This is a genomic window from Streptomyces sp. NPDC086147, from assembly GCF_040702165.1.
Lineage (GTDB): Bacteria > Actinomycetota > Actinomycetes > Streptomycetales > Streptomycetaceae > Streptomyces.
In genome coordinates this window covers 59,592-84,069 of record NZ_JBFBJO010000017.1, presented here as the reverse complement: position 1 = coordinate 84,069, position 24,478 = coordinate 59,592, and the positions used below count along the sequence as shown (strand labels likewise).

At 70.3% G+C, this 24,478-nt stretch carries 22 protein-coding genes, 1 tRNA gene and 1 pseudogene; 14 read left to right on the top strand and 10 right to left on the bottom strand.

Annotated features, from left to right (window positions below):
• Nucleotides 1–182 precede the first annotated feature (182 nt).
• A complete protein-coding gene (locus tag AB0398_RS27655) occupies nt 183–764 on the top strand; it encodes a TetR/AcrR family transcriptional regulator (RefSeq protein WP_366378333.1) in 582 nt (193 codons plus the stop codon).
• A gap of 286 nt (nt 765–1,050) precedes the next feature.
• Here AB0398_RS27655 and AB0398_RS27650 read toward each other — a convergent pair whose 3' ends face one another.
• The gene (locus AB0398_RS27650) at nt 1,051–2,181 is read right to left on the bottom strand and encodes a transposase (RefSeq protein ID WP_366378332.1); all 1,131 of its coding nucleotides are present in this window, start codon (nt 2,179–2,181) and stop codon (nt 1,051–1,053) included.
• Nucleotides 2,182–3,221: 1,040 nt separating this feature from the next.
• Between AB0398_RS27650 and AB0398_RS27645 the strand changes: the two genes are divergently transcribed.
• From AB0398_RS27645 to AB0398_RS27605, 9 genes are all read left to right on the top strand, one after another.
• A complete protein-coding gene (locus AB0398_RS27645) occupies nt 3,222–4,271 on the top strand; it encodes a ParB/RepB/Spo0J family partition protein (RefSeq protein ID WP_366378331.1) in 1,050 nt (349 codons plus the stop codon).
• Nucleotides 4,272–4,744: 473 nt separating this feature from the next.
• On the top strand, nt 4,745–5,752 hold the full coding sequence (locus AB0398_RS27640; RefSeq protein WP_366378330.1) for an NAD(P)/FAD-dependent oxidoreductase: 1,008 nt from the start codon (nt 4,745–4,747) through the stop codon (nt 5,750–5,752).
• Nucleotides 5,749–6,048, top strand: a complete 300-nt coding sequence (locus AB0398_RS27635; RefSeq protein WP_366378329.1) for a 2Fe-2S iron-sulfur cluster-binding protein — start codon at nt 5,749–5,751, stop codon at nt 6,046–6,048. The genes AB0398_RS27640 and AB0398_RS27635 overlap by 4 nt, the downstream gene beginning before the upstream one ends.
• A gap of 45 nt (nt 6,049–6,093) precedes the next feature.
• Nucleotides 6,094–6,846 (top strand): hypothetical protein, encoded by a 753-nt coding sequence (locus tag AB0398_RS27630; protein WP_366378328.1) that lies wholly within the window; start codon nt 6,094–6,096, stop codon nt 6,844–6,846.
• 69 nt (nt 6,847–6,915) lie between these two features.
• The gene (locus AB0398_RS27625; protein WP_366378327.1) at nt 6,916–8,322 is read left to right on the top strand and encodes an ATP-grasp domain-containing protein; all 1,407 of its coding nucleotides are present in this window, start codon (nt 6,916–6,918) and stop codon (nt 8,320–8,322) included.
• Entirely contained in the window at nt 8,319–9,644 is a 1,326-nt protein-coding gene (locus tag AB0398_RS27620) for a biotin carboxylase (protein ID WP_366378326.1), read from the top strand. Before AB0398_RS27625 ends, AB0398_RS27620 begins: the two co-directional genes overlap by 4 nt.
• On the top strand, nt 9,641–10,903 hold the full coding sequence (locus AB0398_RS27615) for an ATP-grasp domain-containing protein (protein WP_366378325.1): 1,263 nt from the start codon (nt 9,641–9,643) through the stop codon (nt 10,901–10,903). The genes AB0398_RS27620 and AB0398_RS27615 overlap by 4 nt, the downstream gene beginning before the upstream one ends.
• Before the next feature lie 67 nt (nt 10,904–10,970).
• Entirely contained in the window at nt 10,971–12,632 is a 1,662-nt protein-coding gene (locus tag AB0398_RS27610; RefSeq protein ID WP_366378324.1) for a DUF885 domain-containing protein, read from the top strand.
• Nucleotides 12,633–12,700: 68 nt separating this feature from the next.
• Nucleotides 12,701–13,219, top strand: a complete 519-nt coding sequence (locus tag AB0398_RS27605; protein WP_366378323.1) for a hypothetical protein — start codon at nt 12,701–12,703, stop codon at nt 13,217–13,219.
• A 19-nt stretch (nt 13,220–13,238) separates the two neighbouring features.
• Here the strand turns inward: AB0398_RS27605 and AB0398_RS27600 are convergent, their stop codons facing one another.
• On the bottom strand, nt 13,239–13,706 hold the full coding sequence (locus AB0398_RS27600; protein WP_366378322.1) for a helix-turn-helix domain-containing protein: 468 nt from the start codon (nt 13,704–13,706) through the stop codon (nt 13,239–13,241).
• A 90-nt stretch (nt 13,707–13,796) separates the two neighbouring features.
• Here AB0398_RS27600 and AB0398_RS27595 point away from each other — a divergent pair, with 90 nt between their 5' ends.
• Nucleotides 13,797–15,044, top strand: coding sequence for an MFS transporter (locus AB0398_RS27595; RefSeq protein ID WP_366378321.1), 1,248 nt, complete (start codon nt 13,797–13,799; stop codon nt 15,042–15,044).
• 76 nt (nt 15,045–15,120) lie between these two features.
• Entirely contained in the window at nt 15,121–16,437 is a 1,317-nt protein-coding gene (locus AB0398_RS27590; protein ID WP_366378320.1) for an aminotransferase class V-fold PLP-dependent enzyme, read from the top strand.
• A gap of 1,598 nt (nt 16,438–18,035) precedes the next feature.
• Here AB0398_RS27590 and AB0398_RS27585 read toward each other — a convergent pair.
• Nucleotides 18,036–18,986, bottom strand: a pseudogene (locus AB0398_RS27585) (NAD(P)-dependent alcohol dehydrogenase); the annotation flags it as partial.
• Between the two features lie 368 nt (nt 18,987–19,354).
• Between AB0398_RS27585 and AB0398_RS27580 the strand changes: the two are divergent.
• Nucleotides 19,355–19,597: a DUF6411 family protein gene (locus AB0398_RS27580; RefSeq protein ID WP_366378319.1), complete on the top strand. Its 243-nt coding sequence runs from the start codon at nt 19,355–19,357 to the stop codon at nt 19,595–19,597.
• Nucleotides 19,598–19,748: 151 nt separating this feature from the next.
• Here the strand turns inward: AB0398_RS27580 and AB0398_RS27575 are convergent.
• The 3 genes from AB0398_RS27575 to AB0398_RS27565 form a co-directional block, all read right to left on the bottom strand.
• Nucleotides 19,749–19,822: transfer RNA gene (locus tag AB0398_RS27575), tRNA-Met, on the bottom strand.
• A 47-nt stretch (nt 19,823–19,869) separates the two neighbouring features.
• Nucleotides 19,870–20,073, bottom strand: coding sequence for a cold-shock protein (locus AB0398_RS27570; RefSeq protein ID WP_366378318.1), 204 nt, complete (start codon nt 20,071–20,073; stop codon nt 19,870–19,872).
• Nucleotides 20,074–20,317: 244 nt separating this feature from the next.
• A complete protein-coding gene (locus tag AB0398_RS27565) occupies nt 20,318–20,563 on the bottom strand; it encodes a hypothetical protein (protein WP_366378317.1) in 246 nt (81 codons plus the stop codon).
• On the opposite strand from AB0398_RS27565, the gene AB0398_RS27560 reads away from it, so the two are divergent.
• Complete coding sequence (locus AB0398_RS27560; protein WP_366378316.1) at nt 20,551–20,820, top strand: hypothetical protein; 270 nt, start codon at nt 20,551–20,553, stop codon at nt 20,818–20,820. The genes AB0398_RS27565 and AB0398_RS27560 overlap by 13 nt on opposite strands.
• Nucleotides 20,821–21,113: 293 nt before the next feature.
• On the opposite strand, the gene AB0398_RS27555 is transcribed toward AB0398_RS27560, so the two are convergent.
• The 4 genes from AB0398_RS27555 to AB0398_RS27540 are packed head-to-tail and all read right to left on the bottom strand — an operon-like array spanning nt 21,114 to nt 24,349.
• The gene (locus tag AB0398_RS27555; RefSeq protein WP_366378315.1) at nt 21,114–21,857 is read right to left on the bottom strand and encodes a glycosyltransferase; all 744 of its coding nucleotides are present in this window, start codon (nt 21,855–21,857) and stop codon (nt 21,114–21,116) included.
• Nucleotides 21,854–22,507, bottom strand: coding sequence for an SAM-dependent methyltransferase (locus tag AB0398_RS27550; RefSeq protein WP_366378314.1), 654 nt, complete (start codon nt 22,505–22,507; stop codon nt 21,854–21,856). Before AB0398_RS27550 ends, AB0398_RS27555 begins: the two co-directional genes overlap by 4 nt.
• On the bottom strand, nt 22,504–23,313 hold the full coding sequence (locus AB0398_RS27545) for a PIG-L deacetylase family protein (RefSeq protein ID WP_366378313.1): 810 nt from the start codon (nt 23,311–23,313) through the stop codon (nt 22,504–22,506). Before AB0398_RS27545 ends, AB0398_RS27550 begins: the two co-directional genes overlap by 4 nt.
• Entirely contained in the window at nt 23,306–24,349 is a 1,044-nt protein-coding gene (locus tag AB0398_RS27540) for an acyl-CoA dehydrogenase family protein (RefSeq protein ID WP_366378312.1), read from the bottom strand. The genes AB0398_RS27545 and AB0398_RS27540 overlap by 8 nt, the downstream gene beginning before the upstream one ends.
• Between the last annotated feature and the right edge of the window lie 129 nt (nt 24,350–24,478).

The following is a 24,478-nucleotide window of genomic DNA, read 5'->3' as shown; positions in this document are numbered from 1 at the left end:
CGCGTGCTCGTCGTCGGGCGTCGGCCGTATGGTCGAACCGCCCGTCGAGCCGTCGCCGCGGGACCGGTCAGGCACGACAGTTCATCTGTCGCCGCAGAGGCTGCTCAGAACGTTCTGGCCGACATGCCGACAAGCCCGGTGGAGCCGGCGTCGAACATCGTCGTGTGATCTTCGAGGCCTATATGAAGAAGAGTGAGCGAGCCGCGTCCACCCGCGCGAACCTCGTCCTGTCCGCAGCACGCCGCTTCGACCGGTACGGCTATGACGGGACGACGCTGAGCAGCGTGTGTGTGGAGGCGAACGTCACGCTGGGGGCCCTCACCTTCCATTTCCGCTGCAAGGCATCACTCGCCTTCGAGGTGGTGCAGAAGGGCGTCGACGAACTGCGGCACATCGGTACGGCTCGTCCGACCGCTGCCGGAGCCCTCACCGAGCTGTCCTTCCTCGTCCTGCAGATGGTGACGGCCCTCCAGGGCAACGTCCTCACCCGGGCTGCCGTACGCCTGATCCAGGAGGGGCACGTCGCCTCCGACTGGTTCGACGCCTTCCACGAGGAGGTGTCGCGCCTCCTCGAAAGAGCTACCGCCGCCGGCGACCTCGTCGCCGGCGTACGTCCGACCGTCGCCGTTCGGCTCGTCATGTACGTGGTCGAGGGCGCCATGGCGGACGCCAGGAGGGCCGGGGCCGGGGGAGTCCCGACCGGGCCTGACTTCGCCGAGGTCTGGAGCGCCGTGCTCGAAGGGTTGGACGCGCACACGGGCTGAGCGCGTACGGCGGCCCCCTGCTTTCGAAGCTGCTGCAGGGGGCCGGACGCGGGCCGGGCCTCCCGTGCGGGCTGACGGCACGGGCGCACGAATGCGGCGGACCCGGGCGGGTTCGTCGTGCGGCACGCGCCCGGGTCGGAGACGGGCAGCGGGGATCGCCGTCGGCACGGCCGTGGTCGACGGCGACGACGAACGGCGGACGGACAGCCGAAGGCGGTGCCGGCAGGGCCCGGCCGTCATGGCGGAGGACGTGTGCCACCGTGAAGCCGTTCACCGCTCCGGGAGCTCAGCCTCGAGGGACGGTCCCGGCAGTACGGTCACCGACCCGGGAGTAGGCGAAGGCGGCGGAGACCAGTGTTGTGTGGTGGTGCCATCCCGGGAACGACCGACCCTCGAAGTCCTGCAGCCCGAATTCCTCGTTGAGAGTGCTCACCACACCCGCGGCCAGTCGCGGCTGGCGCATCAGCGGCAGCAGCTCGGGCAGCTGCCGGTCGACCAGGTTCGTCAGCCACGTTCGCGCCGAGTCGTTCGGACGGTGCCGGACGAGCAGTCGCAGCGGTACGCGTTCCGTCGAACGGCCGGGGAGTGCCACCGGGAGGGAGACGACGTGGTCTCCTTCCCCTCCGGCCGCCGCCGAGGGGTCCGCGAGGATCTGCTGGAGGGTGAGCGGTGCTGCACCCGGCACCGAGGACGTCGTGCGCACGATGCGCAGGGTGTCGGGCACCTGCACCACGAAAGGCCGCTCGCTCCGCGTCAGACGGGTGAGGAAGGCTTCCTGGTCCGGCAGCCAGGACAGGTCCGCTGTGACGGGGGCGTTGTGGACGGAATGCCACGAGGGAGCGCGCCGGATCAGCCTCAGGGCCTGTGACCACAGAGGGCCACGTATCTCTTCCGGCACCCGCGCCCTGGTCCGCCGGTTCCCGGTCCACTCGCCGGGGATGTAGAGGTCCCAGTCGATCGGCAGGGGGCCGTGTTCGCCTGTGGCCAGTACGGCCATTCCCAGCTGGCAGTTCAACAGCCGTCCCCGCACGGGGTCGAACCTGCAGTGGACTCCGGCGGAGTGGTCGCCGCGCTTGGGTATGAACACCGGTGTCAGCGTCCAGGCGGTCACCGCTGAGCCGGCCTGCGCCGCCCAGCGCAGCAGTTCCCGACGTGCCATCAGCCAGTCCCACGGGCTTGCGTTCACGAACTGGTGCAGGGCCTGGGAAGCGGTCGGGGAGTCGCTGACGGATTCCGCCAGCCGGCGCGGCGACTTCTTGCCCGGTGTCTGCAACAGGGCCTCGACGTAGGACTTCGCCCACTTGAGTTGATCCGCTCGGGGTAGGCAGGCGAAGACGGTCTCGACGAACGCGGGGAGACCGGGGGTGTGGTCGTCTTCGGTGGACGCTCGGGACATCGGCTCGTGCAGCAGTGTCATCGGGATTCCCCTCCCATGCGATGTACCGCTGTCCCCGGTGGGTGTGAGGACGCTGTGCCCTCCGGGGGCGGGGTCCCTCGGAGGCGAGACCGAGCCAAGCATAAAAAGCGCTATTTATGGTCGGCTAGACGGTCGAGGTCGACTTGGCCGAATCCGCTGCCGCGTTCGGCCTTCCTGCGCACCGGACAGGCCGTGGCCGTTCTTCCTGTACGCGGACGGCATCAGCGCCGGCCCGCGCACGGCGACGCCGAACACGTCGCGCCCCGTCTCGGAGCGCGCAGGGCCTGTCCTCCTCCTGGTGGCGGCGTCGACGAGCGCGGTCTGCCCGTGGCGAGACTCTGTCCGAGCCGTGGAGGCGCGTACGGGTGGAGTTGCCGAAGTTGCGCCACGCTTGCCCTCCCGCCAGACATAAATAGCGCTTTTTATGCTTGGCTCGGTCTCGCCTCCGAGGGACCCCGCCCCCGGAGGGCACAGCGTCCTCACACCCACCGGGGACAGCGGTACATCGCATGGGAGGGGAATCCCGATGACACTGCTGCACGAGCCGATGTCCCGAGCGTCCACCGAAGACGACCACACCCCCGGTCTCCCCGCGTTCGTCGAGACCGTCTTCGCCTGCCTACCCCGAGCGAGCCAGTGCGTACGGCCGCTGCATGCCGAGGCCCTGTCGCGAACGACGGACAGCGGTCCCTGAGCCCCTCCCCGCTCACGCCGCCGGCCCCGTCGTCGACGAGGTGAGCCCCGCCCGTTCCCCGTCGCGTGACACGGGGGCGAGGCCCTTCCTACGGGTTCGGTCCGGTGCGCACGCCGCTCGACACGTCCGCTGCCCGCGGACTCGGCGCCCCGACGCGTGGCCCGTCGGTCCGCGCATCGCCCCGGCCCCGCCGGGTTCCCGTCCACGCTCCCGGCGAGACCCGTCTCCCGTGCGTCGTCCACCCCGTGCGTCCTGAGCCGGGACCGTGTCGACGGAGTCGTCGGGACGGTCCCTCGGCACCTGCGATCCCCTACCCGCGGAAAGACCGGACAGAAAGCAGACTTCAGTGCCTTCAGACCTGGCGGACACCCCGCCCGCGTTCCCGGCAGACCGGCCGGAGACGGCACGCGACCTCGGGGAAGCCGCGCGAAGCGAGTGCTCCGACATCCACCGAGTGCCCCTCGCCTCCCTGAAGGCCGCCGACTCGCCACGTCTGGGCGGGGTGGACCGAGAACACGTCGAGGCACTCGCGCAGGGTGCCATCGAGCCGATCCTGGTCCACCGGGACACCCTGCGCGTGGTCGACGGGATGCATCGGCTCCAAGCGGCCGGGCTTCGGGGAGAGGAGACGATTTTGGTCCGTTACCTGGACGGGCCGGTCGGCGAGGTCTTCATCCACTCCGTGGCGGCCAACGTCAGCCACGGCCTGCCGTTGACGCTCGCGGACCGGAGGGCCGCGGCCCGACGGATCCTCGGTTCGCACCCCGACCTGTCAGATCGGGCGATCGCCCGCATCACCCGGCTCTCCCCGAAGACCGTGAGTGCCGTCCGCCGGGTTTCGACCGAGGAAGTTCCACAGTCGAATGCCCGGGTCGGGGCGGACGGCCGGTCCCGGCCGCTCGATGCGGCGCGGCGCAGGGAGGCCGCGCGCGCCTTTCTCGCCGAGCACCCGGACGCCACACTGAACGAGGCGGCCACCAGCGCCGGAATCTCCGTCAGCACCGCGTGCGAGGTGCGCCAGCGTATGCGACGTGACAAGGGGAACTCCGCGTCGCGCCCAAGTGCCGCACGCGAGACCCGGGAGCGCGGTCCGGCAGGCGGCGAGGGGAGGGCGGCGGGCGGCCGGTGTGCGGGGCCCGGCCGGCCGCGTCGCACCGCGGCCCTGGCGAAGGACCCGTCACTGCGCCTCACCGAGTCGGGGCGCGCCCTGCTGCGCTGGCTGAACGAACGCGCACCCGACCTCGAAGTGGGTCGGCAACTGATGGCAGCGGTGCCTCCGCACTGCACCGTCGTCGTGGCCGACCTGGCCAACTTCTACGCCAGGGAGTGGCAGCGCTTCGCCGATGCCCTGCACCAGACCGACGCCGACACCGACGCCCATGCCGTCGAGGAGTAGGGCGCGTCGTGACCCGGTGGAGGGCGCGCACCGTACGCGCGAGTCGGGAACGAAGCATGGAATGACGCCGGGACGCGGAGGACGAAGCAGTTCCCCCGTCCCGGCGTCCGCCTGTCTTGGGACCGTGCATCCACCGAGCGGCAAGGACGTCCGGGCGGTGGTCGTCCCGCGCCGGCCCGTACGCGAAAAGTTTCTTCCGCCGCAGTCCGGGTCCGGTGCGGTCCGAAGTTCCGGGCCCTTTTCTTGACGGTGTACGCGTGCCACTGGACTATGAAATGGCGCTCGACGGTAATCCGGCTGAAACGCGAAAAGATCACCCGGGCGCTCTTGAGCGGAGCGCGAGAATCCTTGACGGCGAGAAGAGGTAATTCTGTCCGCCGCGAGGACGAACCGCCGAGAAAGCGAGCCGTCCGAGGCATTCGACCTGACGCGAGAAAGGCCTGGAGTCCAGGATGAACCAAGCGGGAGTTCGAATGGATAAGACCGTGGGCGGCATGAAGACGAACGCGGACGTCGCTGTGGTCGGAGCAGGCCCGGCCGGCCTTTACGCGGCCTACTGCGCAGGCTTCCGAGGGCTTTCCGGCGTGCTGGTCGACGCTCTGCCCGAACCGGGTGGCCAGATCGCCGCCCTGTACTCCGAGAAGAAGATCTACGACGTCGCCGGGCACCCGGCGGTGCGGGGCAGGGACCTGGTCGACAACCTGGTCGCCCAGGTCGCGCCGTTCCGGCCCCGGTACCTGCTCGGTCGGGCGGCGCTCTCCCTGGCGCCCGACGAAGGCGGAGGCTGGGTGATCGGCCTCGAGGGGGGCGGTCGGGTGCACGCCAAGGCCGTCGTGGTGGCGGCCGGACTCGGCCGCCCGGTCCCCCGCACCCTGCCCTGCCTGGCGCCCTACCAGGGCCGGGGCGTGGCGCACCACGTGCCGCGTCTGGACGAGCACCGCGGACGCGACGTGGTGATCGTGGGGGGCGGTGACAGCGCGGTCGACTGGGCCCTGGCTCTCGCGTCGGTCGCGCGGTCCGTCACCGTCGTCCACCGGCGCTCCGCCTTCCGCGCCCACGAGTACGGCGTCAAGCAGATGTACGCGAGCGGCGCCCAGGTGATCACCGATGCCGAGGTGGTGGCGTGTCGCGGCTCCGAGCGCCTGGAAGAAGTGCTCGTGCGGGCGGGGGAGAAGCAGTGGGTTCTGCCCGCCCAGGCTCTCGTCGGGGCGCTGGGATTCATCACCAACCTGGGGCCGATTGTCGATTGGGGGCTTCAGATGGTGAATCGCCGGATCATGGTCGACGCGACTATGCGCACCAATTTGCCCGGGGTCTACGCGGTCGGAGACATGTGCTCCTACAAGGGGCGTGTTCCTCTTATCTCGGTGGGCTTCGGAGAGGCGGCGACCGCGGCGAACCACCTGGCGGTGGAATTGCGCCCCGGATCCCGTCTCGCCCCGGACCACTCCACCGACACCGATGGCGCGTTGATCCCATGATCATGAAAAGGCTGAACATTCTTCCGACGGGTGCGGAGATATCTCTCCCCGTGGGATCCCCCCTGACCGAAGTCGAGTACGAGACGTCGCAGCAACTCATTCCGTTCGGATGCCGATCCGGTTCCTGCGGTGCGTGTGTCATCGAGGTCCTGGAGGGCTTCGGCTCCCTGGGGGAGCCCGACGACGACGAACTCGACTTCCTGGAAGACCTCGGCCGGACCGGCGGCTCGCACCGCCTGGCCTGTCAGTGCCGGCTGCAGGGCGACGCGACCGTTCGCGTCGCCGATGCCACCTGAAAAAGCTCGTCCACACGTGCGAGCACCCAGAAGAAGAGGTGAACCATGCAGAACCGCGTGACGAACGTCGGCTACGGGGAGCGCTCCCGTTTCCTCAGCGCCTCCGCCTCCGCAAAGCTGCGCGCCGAGATCGACCAGCAGCTCGACCAGCAGGTCCTCGAGTGGTACGCCAACGTTCCCGAAGCCGCCCACCTGGAGGGCAAGAACGTCGACTCCGAGTACTACAAGCGGAACCTGATCGAGACCGCCTGGCGTATCCGGCTGCTGCGCGTCTCCGAGGCCAAGGCCCTGGTCGAGATCGCCAAGCGCAGCCCGGAGGCGGCACAGGTCTGGGCCAACTACGAGCAGGAGGAAATGCTCCACGACGAGCTCTTCATCACCGACCTGGAGAAGGTGGGGGTGTCGCGGGAGGAGTTCCTGGCCACCGAGCCCTACCTGTCGACCAAGCTGCTGACCGGTTACTTCTCCTACCTCCTGGACCACGAGGGGCCGCTCGGCGTCGTCGCGTACTCCTACCTCGTCGAGTACGTGAACGTGAAGCTGGAGCCCAAGAAGCTGGAGGCGCTGAAGAACTCCGTCGGCGAGGGCAACATCGGCGGCCAGATCAACCACTCCCACACCGACATCAACGACGACCACCCCGGCGAGGTCTGGGCGGCCGTTCGCCACCTCCTGCGCAACGACGAGGACGTCGCCGCGTTCAAGCGGTACCTCCGCGAGCACCAGACGATCCTGGCGAAGTACTTCGAGGAGCTCTACCTGGACACCATCGCCAAGGCCGAGCAGCAGCCGGCCTGACACCCGCCCCAGCGGGGGGCGCGGCAGCCGACACCGCCACGCCCCCCGCCCGCCGGTTAGGAGGCCGGATTGAGCACGGAAAACGCCAGGGGAGTGCTGCTGCTCAGCCACGTCGGGTTCTCGTTCCTGGAGGATCTCGCCCGCACGGTCGCGGCACGAGGACTGAAATGCCATGTGCTCAGCTCGCTTCCGGAGCCACAGCACCAACAGTCCAGGCCGGCGGTGCTCGCCGACCTCGCCGACGACGTCCGCATCACACAAGGACACGTCCTGACGCCGCGCGACGTCGAGGAACACCTCGACCACCTCCGCGCCGCGGGCGAGGACGTGCGGTGCTGTCTCACCGTCTGGGAGGGCTACCGCCACCTCATGGCGCTGGCCAACGCCCGCCTGGGGGTGCCGGACCTGGACGAGAAGCAGGTCCTGCAACTGCGCGACAAGGTGACGGTGCGCAACCGCCTCTCCGACGCGCGGCTCAGTCGGAGCCGGGCATCCGTGCTCACTCCCGAGACGCTCGCCGAGCGACAGCGTGGGGGCGGACGCCATTTCGTGAAACCGGTCAGCGGCATCGCCTCCTTCGGAACGTTCCCGCTCACCGCCGACACGACCTGGGCCGACCTGGAGCGCATCGCCGCCGAGGCCCGGTCCGACACGGTCTACGCCGGCGTCTTCACGCCCCGGCACGACCCCGACGACCCGGTGGCCGCGCCCACGGCCGCGCACGGCGCGCACCCGGTCCCGAACACCCCGGCCATGGAGTTCCTCGTCGAGGACTACGTACCCGGTCGTGAGTTCAGCTTCGAAGTGATCGTCGTCGACGGCGAGCCGCACGTCGTGGCCGTACACGAGAAATGCGAGCTGACGGAGACGGCCGACGCCGTCCTGGAGGACGCCTGCACGAGTCCGCCCACGAGTCTGACGCGCGAGGATCTCGCTGCCGGGCTCCGATGGGTGTCGAGCGTGCTGGACGTCCTCGACCTCGATTGGGGCTGCTTCCACGTCGAGGCCCGGCACGCCCCGTCCGGCTGGGACCTGATCGAAGTCAACCCGCGCGTCGGCGGCAGCCTCATCTCGCCCAGCGTGGGGGCCTTGACCGGCGGCCCCGACCTGCTCGACCTCTGGCTGGACTCCCTGCTCGCCGCCCACCGGCCGGCCGCGTTCCTCGAGGAACTGAAGAGCCTGTCCTTCACACCCGACGGCACCCCGAAGGGACGCAGTGCGACCTTCTTCCGTGTCTTCTTCGCCTCGCCCGGAACGATCCGCGAGATCCGGCTGAACGACAGCCTCCTCCTGCGTCCGGTCCTGTCACACGTCCTCCTCGAGCCCGGGGACGTCGTCGAACGAGCCTCGCGCGAGGTGTTCCTCGGCCAGGTGCTCTGGAGCATGGACCGCGCCGACCGCGACGTGATCCTCCCCGAACTGGTGCCCGCCTCCGAGCACGCGCTCGAGATCGTGTACGAAAAGGAGCACGGATGAACAGGCCGGTCCTCCTCATCGTCGACTACAACCTGAGCAGGATCGACGAGGTCCGTCACCTGCGGAACTACGCCCACGAACACCACGGTGCGGCGGTCGTTCTGATCCGCGCCGACCCCACCGACGCCGACCGCTCCATCGCCGACGAGGTCCTCGACCTCGACCCGCTCGAAGACGACTTCGCCGAAACGGCCGAGAAGCTGCTCGACGGCCGGCGCGAACAGATCAAGGCGGGCATCGTCTTCTCCGACAACGCGGTGCGCAGCGGGGCCGAGCTGCTCGAACGGCTGGGACTCCCGGTCGACTCGTCCCGCCTGGCCGAAGGGGCGTTCTCCAAGCACCACTACCGGCGCTGCGAAGCGCGCGTCGCCGAACTCCTTGAGTCGCAGCGGGTCATGGTGCCCGCCTTCGCCGAGATCGCCTCGCTCGACCAGCTCAGGGCCTTCCAGCGGGAGCACCCCGAGGGCTTCGTCATGAAGCCCGTGGCGGAGGGCAACAACCGAGGGGTCGTCGTGGTCCGCCCCGGTGACGACCTGACCGCCGCGTTCGCCGAGGTCCTGCCCTATCTGGCCGGCGGGGTGATGTGCGAGGAGCTCATTCCCTACCGGCGGGAGTACTCCTTCGACGGACTGGGTCCGCTGGAGTTCGTGACCGAGAAGGTCAGTGCGAGCGGCCGCTACCCCGTCGAGATCGCCCAGGTCCTGCCCGCCCGGCTCCGAGAACACGAGCGGGCGACCCTGGAAAGGACGGGACGCCAGGCGAACTGGCTGGTCGGCCAGAGCGACGGCCCGTTCCACAACGAGATCAAGCTGAGCGACGACGGGCTGCGCGCCGCAGTCGTGGAACCCAACCGACGGCCGGGCGGCATGAAGATCTGGTCGATGGCCCGATGGGTCTACGGCATCGATCTGCACCACCGTTGGATCGACACGGCCTTCGGCGCCACCGCCGGAGCGGAACGACTCGTACCCGGCTGCTCGGCGGCCACGGTGATGCTGGGCGTCGGCACCGACCGTTCCTTCTCACCGGCCGACGTCGTCGTCGGCGCGGACCCGTTCGGCGACGCCGTCCGGGCCACCACCGAACGCTTCGGCCTGACCGACGGGCAGCTCACCGTCACCGAGTTCTCCTGGCTCTCACCCGGACAGCGTGAACTGCACGCCGTCGCCCGCGACAACGCGGACTTCGCAGCACAGGGCTGCGTCGTCCTACGGGGCGACCGCGCCGACATCCGCACCGTCGTGCACGCATTGCGCGAAGTCTGGCTGGACACCCTGGACAGCGCTCTGCGTCTCCCCACTCCCGTCAGGAAAACCCGATGAAGATCCTCGTCCTGCACCGCGTGCCCTACTTCAAGATCGAGTACCACCGGGGGATCTCCCACGACCGTCACGACGTGACCTACTTCGGGACCGACCAGGCCTTGGCCACCCTCCCACCCGGCCTTCGATGTGAACGAGTGAGCCGTCCGGGCGTCCGACCCGCCTTCGAGGAAGCCCGGGAGTGGCTGACGCACCGGTCCCGCGACTTCGACCGGATCATCTCCGTCTCGGAGTACGAACTCCTCGACGCCGCCATGCTGCGCGAACACCTGGGCGTCCCGGGCGCTCCACCCGCCCAGGTCGTGCTCGCCCGGGACAAGGTCCTGATGAAGCAGGCGGTCCAGGAGGCCGGTCTGCGCGTGCCGCGCTTCCTCCCGCTGCCGCGCTTCCTCGAGGGCGACAGGCCGGCCCCCTGGCGCGGCCGGACCGTGCTCAAGCCCCATCGTGGCGCGTCCAGCGAGGACGTGCTCGTGTTCGACACCCCCGCGCTGGCCGAGGCGGCGATCCGCGAGGGCAGGACCGGCATCCCCCGGCTCGACGCCGGACAGGACCGGGAGGACTTCCAGGTCGAGGAGTTCGTCTCCGGACCGATCCGGCACTTCGACGGACTGGTACAGGACGGCGAGATACTCGTCCTCAGCGCCAGCGAGTACATCAACACCTGCCTGCAGTACTCGCAGGGCCACCCGCTCGGATCGTTCCAGATCGAGTTCTCCGACAAGACCCGCGCGTGGGTGGCGCGCGCCCTGGCCGCGGTACGGATCGAGGACGGCAGCTTCCACCTCGAAGCGATCGTCCAGGACGGAGAGCCGGTCTTCCTCGAGGTCGGCAACCGGGTCGGGGGCGCCGACGTGGTGGCTGCCGTCGAGCTGGCCACCGGTGTCCACCTCCCCTCCTACGAACTACGCGCCCTGCTCGGCGAACCCGTCGCCGGCATGCTTCCCGAACCCCCGGCCCGGCCGCGCCGCTACGGTTGGTTCGCCTACCCGGGTCACCACTTGGCCGACAGGGAGTACCGGGGCCTGGACGGAGGGGCCACGTTCCGCGACACCCCCTCCGTGGTCGCCTGGAACGAACTGGCCGTCGGTGCGCCACTGCCCGATCACATCACCTACCAGACCGGAGAGACGATCCTCACCGGGATCGTCACGGGCGACACCCCGCAGGCCCTCCGGGACTGGATGACGGGCTTGTTCGGCTCCCTCTCGGTGCGCACCCGCCCGGTCGCCCCGACGCCTTCGGAACAGGTGCCGGCATGAGGAGACGACACGTGATCCTCCCGGCGGACCTCGCCTCCCGCCCCCCGTCGCCGAACGGTCCCCGATCATGACCGCCCTGAACGACCTCGCAGACCGGTACGTGGACGATCTCGCCGAACTCGACCCGTGCCTGGCCTCGGCGATGGGCGTCACCGGGCAGGACGACCGGCTCACCGACTTCGGTCCCCAGGCCGTGTGGGAACGGACCGAACTGGCCCGCCGCACGGCCAAGGAACTCCAGAGCGCAGCAGTGACGACAGACTCCGAACGGATCGCGGCGACGGTCCTCGGCGAACGGCTCGCCACGGAGACGGCGCTGGCCGACACCGCCGCATACGCCACACTGCTGGAGACCCTGGACGGGCCGGTGCAGCGGATCCGGCAGGCCGTGGAACTGCTCGACCAAGGCCCCGACACTCCGTGGGACGCGCTGCTCGCACGCCTGGGGGCCATCCCCAGCACCCTGCTCGGGCTGCGCGAGAGCCTGGAGGCCGCACGGCGCGGAGGGCGGGTCGCGCCCTACCGCCAGGTGGTCCGCAACGCCCGGGACTGTCTCGACACGCGGCCGTACCTGGAAGGGCTGTCGACCGGACCGGACGCCGGCGTACCACGCGAGGCGCTGGACCGGGCAGTGGCCGCCGCGAACGACGCGCTGACGCGGTTCGCCGGTTACCTGACGAACGAACTCGCCCCGCTGGCTCCTGAGCTGGACGCGCTGGGCGAGGACCGCTACCAGCTGGGAGTGCGCGAGTTCCTCGGCACCCGGCTCGACCTGCACGAGACCTATGCGTGGGGCTGGGAGGAACTGCACCGGATCCAAAGGGACATGGCCGAGGCCGCGCAGCGAATCGCACCGGGTGAACCGGTCCCGGCCGTGCTGGCGGCACTCGACGGGGACCCCCGCCACCACATCAGGGGCGCGGCAGCCTTCCGCGACTGGCTTCAGGAGCTCGCCGACGGCGCCATCGCCGACCTCGACGGCACACACTTCACGGTCCCCGAGGCCCTGCGGCGGATCGACTGCCGGATATCCCTCAGCGAAGGGCCCGCCGTCTACCTGGCACCCAGCGAGGACCTGTCACGCCCCGGAACGATCTGGTGGACCCGGGCGGACCCGGACGCGCTGATCCCGACGTGGACGGTACCCGGCACGATGTTCCACGAAGGGGTTCCGGGTCATCACCTCCAGCTGGGCACGACGGCGCTGAACACCACCACCCTCAACCGGTTCCAGCGCCTGGCGTGCGAACTGCACCCGGGGCACTGCGAAGGATGGGGCCTGTACGCCGAACGGCTGATGGACGAGCTGGGCCACTTCGCCGACCCCGCGCACCGCCTGGGCATGCTGGCCACCGGCCAACTGCTGCGCGCCGCGAGGATCGTCCTCGACATCGGCCTTCACCTCAGGCTCCCCATCCCCGCGGGCACCGGATTCCACGAGGGGGAGCGGTGGACCGCGCGACTGGGCCGCGCCTTCCTCCTCGAGCACTGCGGACTCGGTCCGGCGGGATTCGTCGACTTCGAGATCGACCGGTACCTGGGGCGTCCCGGGCAGGCCATCACGTACAAGCTGGGGGAGAAGGTCTGGCTGGAGTCGCGGGACGCGGCCCGCCGCCGCGACGGCGCCGGCTTCGACCTCAAGCGGTTCCACCAGCAGGCCCTGGACCTGGGGCCGATGGGTCTGGACCTGCTGCGCACCGAGCTCACGCGTGCGGATCGTGCCGGTTGATCCACGAAAGGCCCCCACAGGACGGACACGAGCGGAGCACATCGGATGGTGAGGAGGCGAGCGGGCGGATGATCACGGCACTGGGACACGCCGACCTGACCCCGGACACGTGGGACCTGGTCCGGAGCGATCTGCGGGCACGTCTGAAGGGGCTGCCGACGGACGCGACCGGACTCGTGCGCGCCGGCGCGGGACTGTCTCTGGAGTTCGGGCGGATGGTGCGTGAGGCGGGGCGCGGCCTGGAGGTGTGCCTCCCGGAACGCTCGGAGGTCCTCAAGGGAGCCTCGCTCCAGGAGCGGGAGGCGCAACGGGAACTCCTGGCACTGGCCGAGGCGATACGGGTGCTGCCCTTCGATCCGCTGGACCGGGACACCTGCGTCAGTGCGGACGAGCGGCTCGTCCGCGGCTGCGCCAGGCTGCTGGCCGTCTGGGACGGATCCCCGTCCTGCGGTCACGACGCCACCGCTCACATGGTGGCGTACGCCCGCGCCCACGGCGTTGCGGTGGAGGTCGTCTGGCCCGCGGGAGCTGCTCGTCGACCGTTCGATCGCGCGTTGCGGCTCAGCACGCGCGGACAGGAGCGCTGACAGCGGTTCCGTTCGTGCGTCATCGGCTTCTGCCGGTCTTCCGTACATGGGTGGAGTCGGCCGTGAGGGGGACGCCGTCGGCTCCGGTCGGTGTGAGGTCGGGGACGCGGGTGCCGTGTTCGTCGACCAGGGTGGAGTGGGGCTCGCCGGGGTCGAAGGCGTGGCGTTCCCCCCACTGGCGCAGGGTGAGCAGGACGGGGAAGAGGTCGCGGCCCTTGTCGGTGAGTGCGTACTCCAGGCGGCGGCCCGTGGGTGCGGTCTGCTGGACGAGGAGGCCGTGGGTGCTGAGCTTCCGGAGACGGTCGCTGAGGATGTTGCGGGCGATGCCGGTGCGTCGCTGGAACTCGGTGAAGGAGCGGGCCCCGTCCATCGCGTCCCGCACGACCAGGAGGCTCCAGCGGTCGCCGACGAGGTCGAGCGTGCGGGCGACGGGGCAGTCGGGGTCGGTCCAGGCATCGTTCGGGGTGCCGGGGGAGGGGCGCGGCATGACACCTCCTGGATGAGTTGCAGATCGAGACCATTGTGCCCTAGCCTCGAATAAGTTTCATTCTGCTACCAATTTTCTGATCGGAGAGCGATGGACGCCTGGCGACGGTTACTTCTCGCAGTCGTGTGCGGTGTCGCGGTGGCGAGCGTCTACGCCGCACAACCGGTACTGGCACCGATGGGGGACAGCCTCGGCGTCCCGGCGGGACAGCTGGGATGGATCGTCTCGATCGGCCAGTTCGGCTACCTGGCCGGCCTGGTCCTGCTGGTCCCCCTCGGCGACGTGGTCACCAACAGGCGCCGGCTCATCGCCGTGCACCTCGCGATCACCGCGGTCGGCCTGCTCCTGACCTCCGCGGCCTCGACCGCCTGGACGGCCTTCACGGGACTCGCGCTGGCCGGGATGTTCGCGGTCGTGGTGCAGACCACGGTGGCCTACGCGGCATCGGTCTCACCACCCGCCGAACGCGGGCGGAACATCGGGATCGTCACCTCCGGCGTGGTGATCGGCATCCTCGGCGCCCGGATCGTCACCGGCCTGCTCGCCGAGCAGTGGGGCTGGCGGAGCATCTACGTACTGCTCGGCGTGCTGGCACTCGGACTCGCCGCCCTCGTCCCGCGCGCCCTGCCCCCGGAGGACCAGACCCGCCGGCCCGCGGGATACCGCCAGGCCCTCACCTCACTCGGCGCCTTGTTCGGCGAGCGCCTCTTCCTGACACGCGGCTTCATCGCGTTCTTCCTGTTCGCGTCCTTCGGAACGCTGTGGAGCGGACTGTCGCTGCCGCTGTCGGACGCGCCGTGGCACTTCAGCGAAGGCCAGATCGGCATGTTCGGGATCGCCGGGCTGGCAGGCGCACTGGGCGCCGCGCGCGCGGGACGCTGGGCGGACGCGGGACGGGCGGTGCCGATGGCGGGCTCCGCGCTGGCCCTGCTCATCCTGTCCTGGGCCGCGATCGCCCAACTGCACTGGTCGCTGTGGCTCCTCGTCATCGGCGTCGTACTGCTCGACTTCGCCGTCCAGGTCGTACACGTGAGCAACCAGCACACGCTTACCAGCGCCCACGCGGAACGCACCAGCAGCGTCATCGGCGCCTACATGGTCTTCTACTCCCTCGGCTCCGCCCTCGGAGCCGCCGCCACCACCTCCGTCTTCACCTCCCACGGATGGACCGGATCCAGCCTCCTGGGAGCCGCATTCGCAGCCTGCGCCCTGATCACCTGGGCAGTCGGCAAAGGCCTGCCTGCCAGCGCGCCCAAACCCCTGCCCGACGCCGAGGCCCACGGTCAGGAGAAGAAGCAGGAGGCGGGAACCGCCCAGACCTCCCAGTCGGGCAGGTGAACGAAACCGCATGACCCGGTTCCCGCCCGCGCTTCGCGAGAACACCCCCGACCCCGGACACATATCGAGGAGCACCATGTCCCTCCCGAATCCCACACGCCCGGCCGACACCGGCATCGAACGCCTCCCGCACGCCACGGCCGAGGCCGGCCCCCAGCCCTTCGACCCCAACGACTGGAAGTCCGTCCGCGCGCAGTTCCCTCTCTCGCCCGACCTGGCCCACCTCTCGAACTTCTACTTGGCCTCCAACCCGACTCCCGTCCGCGACGCCATCACCAAATACCGCAAGGCGTTCGACGAAGATCCGCACAGCTTCCTCGACGACAACATGTTCGGCCGGGAAGAAGACCAGCTGTGGCGCACCGTGTGCGCCGAGGCCGCCGAATACGTCGGTGGCCACGCCGACGAGATCGCCCTGACCACCAGCACCACCATGGGCCTGGCACTCACCTACAACGGCCTGCGCCTCAAGCCCGGCCAGGAGATCCTCACCACCACGCACGAGTTCTACCCCCACCACGAGACGATCCGCCTGACCGCCGAGAGGTGGGGCGCGACCACGCGCGCCATCTCGCTCTACGAGTCGTCACCCGACTTCTCCGTCGACGAGGCGATCGCCCGCATCCGCGCCGCCATCCGCCCCCACACCCGCGTGTTCGGCGTCGCCTGGGTCCACTCCAACACCGGCGTCCGCCTGCCCATCTCCAGGGTCGCCGACGTCATCGCCGACCTGAACCGCAACCGTGACGAAGAGGACCGCGTCCTGCTCGTGGTCGACGGCGTGCACGGGTTCGGCGTCGCCGACGAGGACGTCGCGAGCATGGGCTGCGACTTCTTCTCCGCGGGCACCCACAAATGGATCCTCGGACCGCGCGGCACGGGAATCATGTGGGCGAAGCCGGAGAACTGGGCGCTCCTCCAGCCCACCATCCCCAGCCTCATGAGCAAGGAGACCTCTGCGGCCTGGCGCCAGGACCGCCAGCCGGTCGGACCGACCGAAGCCGCGTGGATCAGCCCGGGCGGATTCGCCGCGTACGAGCACCAGTGGGCCACCGCCGAAGCGTTCCGCTTCGTCCGCCAGATCGGGCGCAAGAGGATCCAGGACCGGATCGCGGAACTCAACAGCCAGATCAAGGAAGGCCTGGCCGCGATGGACCACGTCACGCTGCACACTCCACTCGACCCCGAGGTGTCAGCCGGCATCGTCACCTTCGACGTCGAGGGCTACGCACCGCGGGACGTGGCGAAGATCCTTCGCGAGAACCGTGTCATCGCCAACGCCACCCCGTACGGCGTCCCCCACGTCCGCCTGTCGGCAGGCATCGTCAACTTCCCCGAGGACATCGACCTGGCTCTCAAGGTCATCCGATCCCTCAAGGGCGCCGGCGCCTGAAACTGCACGTCTCCGCGCGGAGACGTACCGAGAGCCCGCCTCTCCAGGGCGGGCTCTCCACCTCCGCTCTGCTTCCCCTCCCCGGCGAAAGCCACAGGCGTGCGTGCGAACGCCCGAATCCGTCCTTCCTCCGGACCGCTTTCGGTTTTTCTCTCACGCCGCCGATTCAGGCGGTAGCCTCCTCACCTCGCGCACGGGAAACCGAGCCGAGGGGAGGCACCGGGCGTGTCCACACCGCCGTCCGCCGAAGATCCGGCAGGGAGCCCTGAGGCGGAGGGATCCCGCGCCGCTCTGCGGCCACCGTTGCCGCGGGTAGTCCCGGCCTCCATTCCGGCGCAGAGCGACAATCCCACACCGGCGGACGGGCTTGCGCTGGAAGAAGAGCCGACCTCGCTCGTGCCGTCGATCGGCGGACCAGCGCCGACCGCCGAACCTACTGGGCTCGTTGCGGCCGGATCTGAGCCGGGAGAGCTGGCTGCGACAACCACGGGTACTACTCCTGGCGACGATCCGGCGCTGGATGGGGAACGGTTCCACGACGCACTGGCCGAACAGTTCGCTCCCGGCACCGCGGTACTGCCCCCGACCAAGAGGCGGCGGACACGCGCAGCGGTCCTCACGGTCACCTGCGTCGTGGCGGTTTGCACGGTACTGCTCGGGCTGCTCGGGGCCTATGTCCATGAGTGATCCACCGTCGACTCGCGCCTGAAGCCCGAGCAGGACGCTGAGGGTCGGCTCGGCCGACAGGAAGCCCCCTCGAGCCTTCTCCAACCTCACATCTGTGCTGGTCAAGGGCGTGCAGGCGAGTGACCACGTCAGCCAGTGACAGACCTCTGACCAGCAGATCCACAGTCGGCCACCATGCTGCGAACGCTCCAACGGGCAGGGGCGGCCGACCTGACGGCCGGGTTGAAAAGGCTCCTTGTGCTGAGCCGTCTGAATACACGATTCCGTCGCGTCGGACAACCCTGGGCCGTTGTCCGACGCGATCACTCCTGTCCGCGCATCATGGACAGGTGCTCGGGGACGGCGGTCCCTCTTCCCCCTCCCACACACAGGACGGAAAGCGGACCTTCCGCCCAGTTCGTGAGGAAGTGGCGAACGGTCTCGGTGGGGCGGGTCGGCCGGGCAGAATGATCGCGGGTCGGAGAACGCGTGGGCCTGGAGCCGACTGTTCGGCGTCGGCAACGCCCGCGCTGAGACCTTCCTCGCAGAACGCGCCCAGGGGCCCGGGTGCACAGCACATCCGTCGCCGCCCCGCGTAGAGGAGCACGGCACGCCAGGGTCTCCGTCGTGGCGTGCCCGCCGTTCCGTGTCCGACGTTCTCGTCTCCGCGCTGCCCGAGTTCCTCGGGAGCCTGTCCGCCGGCCTCGTCATCGCAGGCGTCACCTGGACCGTGCGACAGCTACGCGCCCGACGGTCCGAATCCGCAGGCCCGGCTGCCGGAACCGACCAGGGATCGGATGCCGGCGGCACCTCGGCGTCCTGAGCGTGAGGCGTGACCTCGCGATGGTGGAAACCGGGTACAGCACCGTTTCTTCCGCCGCTAACCGTTCGTCATGACGACCGCACCGCGCCCGTGCTTCTCCGGCCTGCGCGATCTGGATGACGTGCTTGCCGCGCACCCCGCCGGCTTCCAGGGCCCGGTGGGCATCAGCGATCTTTTCGAGGGGGTGGACGGTGTCGAGGACGGGGACGATGTCGCCGTTCTCGGCGTGCCGAGTGAGTTCGGTGAGCAGGGCGGTGTCGGGGTTGCCACTGAAGGCGCGGATGCGTCCTGTGCCGTGGACGGTCGAGGCGAGGATGCGGGCGAGGCTGGTGGAGGGCTTGCTGGTGTCGATGGTGACGGCGACCATGCGTCCGCCGGGGGCGAGGAGCCGGCGGTAGATGTGTTGCCGTGTTCCGGCGGTGTCGACGACGACGTCGAAGCGGCCCAGACGGGAGGGGTGGGTGGTCCGGTAGACGAAGGCTTCGTCCGCGCCCAGGCCGCGGACGAAGTCGAGGTTCTCGGCGCCGGCCAGCGCGGTGACGTGGGCGCCGAGGAGTTTGCCGATCTGTACGGCGACGCTGCCCACGCCGCCGGCGGCGGCGCGCACCAGCAGACGCTCACCCGGCTTGAGCGCGGCCTTGTCGCGCAGAGCGGTCACCGCAGTCGTCCCACCTGCCAGCAGAGAGATGGCCTGCACCAGGGTGAGGTTCTCCGGGGCGGGGGCGATCTGCCGGGGACGGACGGCGACGTACTGGGCCGTGCTGCCGGACTTGCGGCCCAGCAGCCTTCATACCCGGTCCCCCACCCGTACCCCGGTCACCGACGGCCCGGTCTCGGCGACCTCACCGGCGAAATCGATACCGGTCACCTTCGGAAAGGTGCGGCCCGTGACCAGGCGCGGCTTCCCGGCCCGCCCGGGCAGCTCGCCGCCGTTGACGCTCACGGCATGGACCCGTACCAGCACCTCATCGGGCCGGACGGACGGTACGGGCATGCTGCCCACGTACAGGACCTCCGGAGGCCCGTAGCGGTCGAAGAGCGCGGCGCGCATCTCACTCATGATCTTCTCTCGTCTCGCGTGCCGAGGTCCTGCAGTCCATGCGATCTCACGATCACGCCGAACCACTGCCACCCGCAGCGCCGATGGGACTCCGGCAGATCCACCCCCACACCCTCAGGTCCTGAGCCGACGCCCGAAGCGATCGCGACGCAAGCCACTCTCCCGGCCTCAGGTGGCCGGGTCCATGGCCCCGGCGTCACGGTGCCTGCACCGCCCTACTGCTTCCGGGCCTCCTTGCCACGCGCCGGACATAACCCAGCTGCGCCGTAGTGCAGCTGACAGCCGGGGCGTGAACGAAGGTTCGCCGGGTACGCGCTGATCACGCACGACGAAGCGTCACCGCGCCACCGAGGAAGTGGAGTCCGACCATGATGATCGCCGGAATCATAGCCATCTGCGTGGTACTCGCCGTTCTGGCGTTCTTCCTGCCCCGCCTCTCCAAGCACCCCGAGCGCGGCACCAAGAAGACCCTCGGCCTGGGCTCCCGCGCGGGCGGCAAGGCCCCCGGCCCGCTGGGCCGCCTCTTCAGCAAGCCGTTCCGCAGCAGCTCGAAGGCGGTCGGCAAGAGCGGCTCCATCGGCCGTCGCGCCCGCAGCCACATGCCCTTCTGACCCCGCGTCCCCTTCGGCCCGGCACCCGACTCCCGTCGGCAGCCGGGCCGCGGCGCGTCTGTGGCGGGCCCACGCGGTGGTCGCCGCCCATACGCCGTGCGGGTTCGAATGCGGCGAAGGGCCCGGACCGGGGTCCGGGCCCTTCGGGCAGTAGCGGGGACAGGATTTGAACCTGCGACCTCTGGGTTATGAGCCCAGCGAGCTACCGAGCTGCTCTACCCCGCGTCGGTGAGACCACTCTACACAGTGACCTCCGCGGGGCAGGAGGGGTGTCAGGAGGGTCGGATGTTCTCGGCCTGGGGGCCCTTCGGGCCCTGGGTCACGTCGAACTGGACCTTCTGGCCTTCACTGAGCTCGCGGAACCCGCTGCCGGAGATGTTGGAGTAGTGCGCGAAGACGTCCGGTCCGCCGCCGTCCTGCTCGATGAAGCCGAAGCCCTTCTCGGCGTTGAACCACTTCACGGTGCCACTGGCCATGCTGTTTTCCTTCGATATCCCGGGAGATCCCGGCGGGTCCGTACGCTGGGGCCTTCCGCCGGTGGAAGGCCCCGGCGTCCTTTTTATCCCGCAGGCTGCACCTCTGCCCCGTATCCGGGCAGTACGGCGCGGCGCACCTTCTTGCCCGTGACGACTCCAGAGCGGCCCCAGTGCTCCAGGGCGGCAATCGCGGCAGTCCTGTCCTTGTGATCGCCGTGCTGTACGTAGATGGGGAGGCAAGCCCTTACGCCGACACCAGGCGCTGGCGGACGGTGGCCGTCGTGGTGGTTATCGCGACCAGGACCTCGCGTACGTCGGGGTCGACTTGGGCGAGCGCATCGACGAAGGTGTCGGTGGCGACCAAGGCGTCGTCGGCGCCGGCCGCGCTCCAGCCGGAGGCGACCGGGGTGGTTGTGAGTTCGCACGCCGCCTCCGCTATCCGGTCGGCCTGCTCCTCGATGCCGATCGGTCGGCCCCATGCCGTCCACAACGCCGCGCTCGTCCGCGGGGACAGTGCCGGAGGCGTCCCGGTGCTCACCGCTCGGTTCGACCCGCGAGACCGACACGGCCTCCGACCTCGTCCAGGGGGCGGTCGAACGCCTCCAGCACGGGCGGGAACTCCGCCGTCAGGGCCTGGGATGTCGCCAGGTCACCCGGCAGTCCCTCCAACGGGTGCCCGTCTCGAAGCAGGCGGTGAACCAGCCGCGCGTCGCCTCGGACGCCTCGGGACGACTCAAGAAGAACTAATCATGATCGTGTTACGAGCTCATAAGAGGTCGTCGCGCGAGCACTCCGGCTCCGAGCCCGCACCCCCGCAGCTTTCTTCGATACCGGAAAGCTGCCGAGCCGGGCGCCGCTCACCGCGACGGGCACCGGCCCGTCTGTGACACACCGGCGCTCTGTTCGCTCCTGGCTGTCAGCGGCCGCCGGCCTGGCCTGGACCTCACCGGCCCCGCGTTGGATGCTCCGGCCTGAAGCCGGTCAGCCCTGCGAAGAGAAGCGAGGTGACCAGGTGGCATGAAGGCACGCACGAGTTGCCGTCATAGAGGGCCTGAGCCGCTGCGCTCTGTCGCGACCTCCTCGGACAGCTCGCCCAGCGCCCTCAGGAACGCGCCGAATCCGTGCGGCGCGCGCGGAGTGATCCGTCCGGAGGTGGTGACAGGGCAGGCGTCTGTGCGCAGCACACGGGTGTCGGAGGGCAGGGCGGCGACGAGAGCACGGTCCTCTCCGTACGGCACGGCGGGGAAGCCGCCCGCCCGCAGATAGGTGTCCGCGCGGATGCCGAGGTTGGCCCCGTGCACGTGCGGGTGCACCCAGCCGGGCCCGTCGCGGCCGGCGAAGTAGTGCGCGTCGTGCAGCGCCCGCACCGGCGGGGCGAGGGACGGATGGGGGGCGACGCGGACGGTGCCGAGCAGGCACTGCCGGCCCCGGCGGGCGTGTTGCAGGTGGTGGACGAGCCAGTCGGGCGGGACTTGGCAGTCGGCGTCGGTGGTGGCGATCCAGGTTTCCTCGGGCCGCGTCCCACAGAGCTCCAGGGCCCGCGTCACGGCGGCGGCCCGGGCGGCACCGGCCATCCGGTGCGCGACCTCCACCACGTTCGCTCCGTGCCGGACCGCCGTGGCCGCGGTGGCGTCCGTGCAGGCGTCCGCCGCGACCACGACCGTGCACGGCGGGAACGCGGCGAGGCGCCGGGCGCGGTGGACCGAGCGAAGTGCCGCAGGAAGGTTCGCGGCCTCGTCGTGCGCCGGTACCGCCACGACCAGTGCGCTGATCCTGGCGGTCACACCAGGCCCTCGGCGGCGGCCGGCGAAGGCGGCGGGGTGCCGTCGGGCAGGAGACGGGTGTACGTGCCGAGGGTGAAGTCGGGGTCGGTGAAGCCGGGCCCGGTGACGAGTCCGGGCACGGCCTCCAGGTACGGGCGCAGCTGCTCGCCGGTCAGCCGGTGCTCCGGTACGGGATGGTTCCAGTGCACGGTCACCAGCGAGCCCCCCGGCTCCAGGGAGGTGACGGTCCGGTCCAGGATCCTCTGCAGCTGAGCGTCGTCGAAGTAGTACAGCAGCTCGGACAGCACCACGAGGTCGAAGCGGCCGGTGGGCCACTGGTCCGGTACGACGAGGTGCTCGACGCTGACGTGCGGCTGGTCGCGGTTGCGCGCCGCCGCCGTCTCCACGGCTCGTTCCACCCGGTCCGCCGCCACCACCTCGTCGCACCGTTCGGCCAGCATCCGTGTGAGCACTCCGGCGGAACAGCCCGGCTCGAACGCGCGGCGGTAGCGGCGCCGGGGCAGGACGGCCAGCGTCAGCGCGTACTTGCGCTGTTCGTACCAGCGGTTTTCCAGGTCCCAGGGGTCCGACGTGTCCGCGTACATGCGGGCGAAGTAGCTTTCCGGCGTGGAGGACCCGGTGTCGCGCACTGGTGAGTCCGCGTCCTTCATGGCGTGTCTCCTTCGACGAAGACTGTTTCGAAGAGGCGTTGGTGGTGGTCGAGTTCGTCCGGGGGCAGCACCACGTCCGGGTGGTCGGCGAGCGGCGCGATCTGTGTGCGGAAGCACCGCACGGCGGTCTTCTTGCGGTTCAGCAGTTCCGTGGTCAGCGGCAGGCGGCGCAGGCGGTCCCAGGGCACGCGGGCGTCACCGGGAGTGGCCCAGTGCCACATCCATACGGGGTACTGCCACAGGGGAACGGCCGCAGCGGCCGCGGCCGTCCTCGCGGCCCGGCCCGCCGCCTCGTGGTCGGCGTGCAGGTCGCCGCTCCACGGCGCCACGCACAGCCCGGCGCCCGTCTGTCGCACCAGCTGCTCCACCCGCGCGGCGACGAGGTACTCCGCCTCGTCGACGCGCGTGTCCGCGATGCCCATCCGGTACCGGTGGACGGGGTCGAGCCCGAGTACGTCCAGCGCCTCGGCCAGTTCGCCCCGTCGTACCCGTGCCAGTTCGGGCGGGGGCAGCACCCGGCTTCCGGGGTGGGAGCCCTCCCCGTCCGTCACCGTCAGCACGTGCACCTGCCGTCCCGCCGCCGCCAGCCGGCTCGCGGTCCCTCCAAACCCGAGGACCTCGTCGTCGGGATGGGCCGCCACGACGAGCACCGGCCCGTCGGGCAGCACAGCCTCGGACCAACATTCGCGTCCGGCCCACGCGGTCCACACCTCCTCGGCAGTGCCCGCGGCGTCGATGGCGTCGGCGGCCCGCCGCCGGTCGATGGAGTACGGAGGGGGAAGATCGGTGGCGGGCCGTTCAGCCATCGGTCCCCTCCTTCGTGCCGGCCGTGTCCGCCGTCTCCTCCGTCACCAGACGGCCCAGCGCGGCGAGATCGCGTTCGGCATGGTGCTGGCGGATGTAGACGGTGAGGTCGGCGACCCGCTGGGCGTGCTCGGCGTCATGGCACAGCGGCCCGGCGCCAAGTGCCCGGCCGACCTCGTCCAGTACGCGCGCGCAGACGTCGGCGACCAGGGCGCGCACCCGGGCCGCACGCAACTGGGCGGTCGGACCGTCCTCCAGCGGCTCGGCGTCGATCGCGGCGGCGGCGGCGTCGAGCGCCCACTGCCCGCTGTGCAGCAGGACGTCCACGGCACCCAGGTGGGCCGCCGTCAGCGGGTCCGGCGCGCGATGACGTGCCGCCGCGAACAGCGCGTCGGCCACGCCCCGGGCGCCGCCCAGCCAGCACGCGGCGACCCCCACCCCGCCGTGGGCGAAGCCGGGGCGCCGCAGGTAGGCGTCCACACCGCCTGTCGCCCGTGCCGGCACCGCGGTGAACTGCACGTCAGGGGTGTCGCTCCCCGCCATGCCCACCGCCCGCCATGTACCGGCGACCGGGGCGTACCCCGGATGGTCGGTCGCGACGGCGAACAGCCGGTATCCGTCATCGGTGTCAGCGGTGACCAGTGCATGCGTGCAGGTATGCGCACCGGAGCAGTATTTCTTTAGCCCGTCGAGCCGCCAGCCGTCGCCTCCGTCCGGGCGCGCGCGCAAGGTGGTCCCGGGCGGCTGCGCCGCCCATACTCCCCAGCGTTCTCCCGCCGCCGGTGCGGGTGCGCCGAGCTCGTGCAGGATGGCCGTGGCATCCGCGTGTCCTTCTGCCAGCCGGGCGAGCGAGAGGTCCGCCCGGCCGAGCGACTGCAGCGCGGTGAACCGCTCCTGCGTCCCGCCCGAACCGGGCAGCGGCAACTGCCCGGCTCCGTCCTCCACCCACCGGACGAAGCGCTCGGCGGCGATGTGCACCACCGGTCTTGTCGAATCCGTGTTCGAGCCCGCGTTCTGGGATGTCAGGGAGGTCGCCATGATCTACGGGTACACCCGAAGTCCGTTCTCATGCATCGCGAACACATCATCCCGACTGTCCGCTCGCGCGCTCTTGGCAGGCCACTGGCCGTACGGGCCCGCCGACGGGACTTCCGCGACATTCGGATT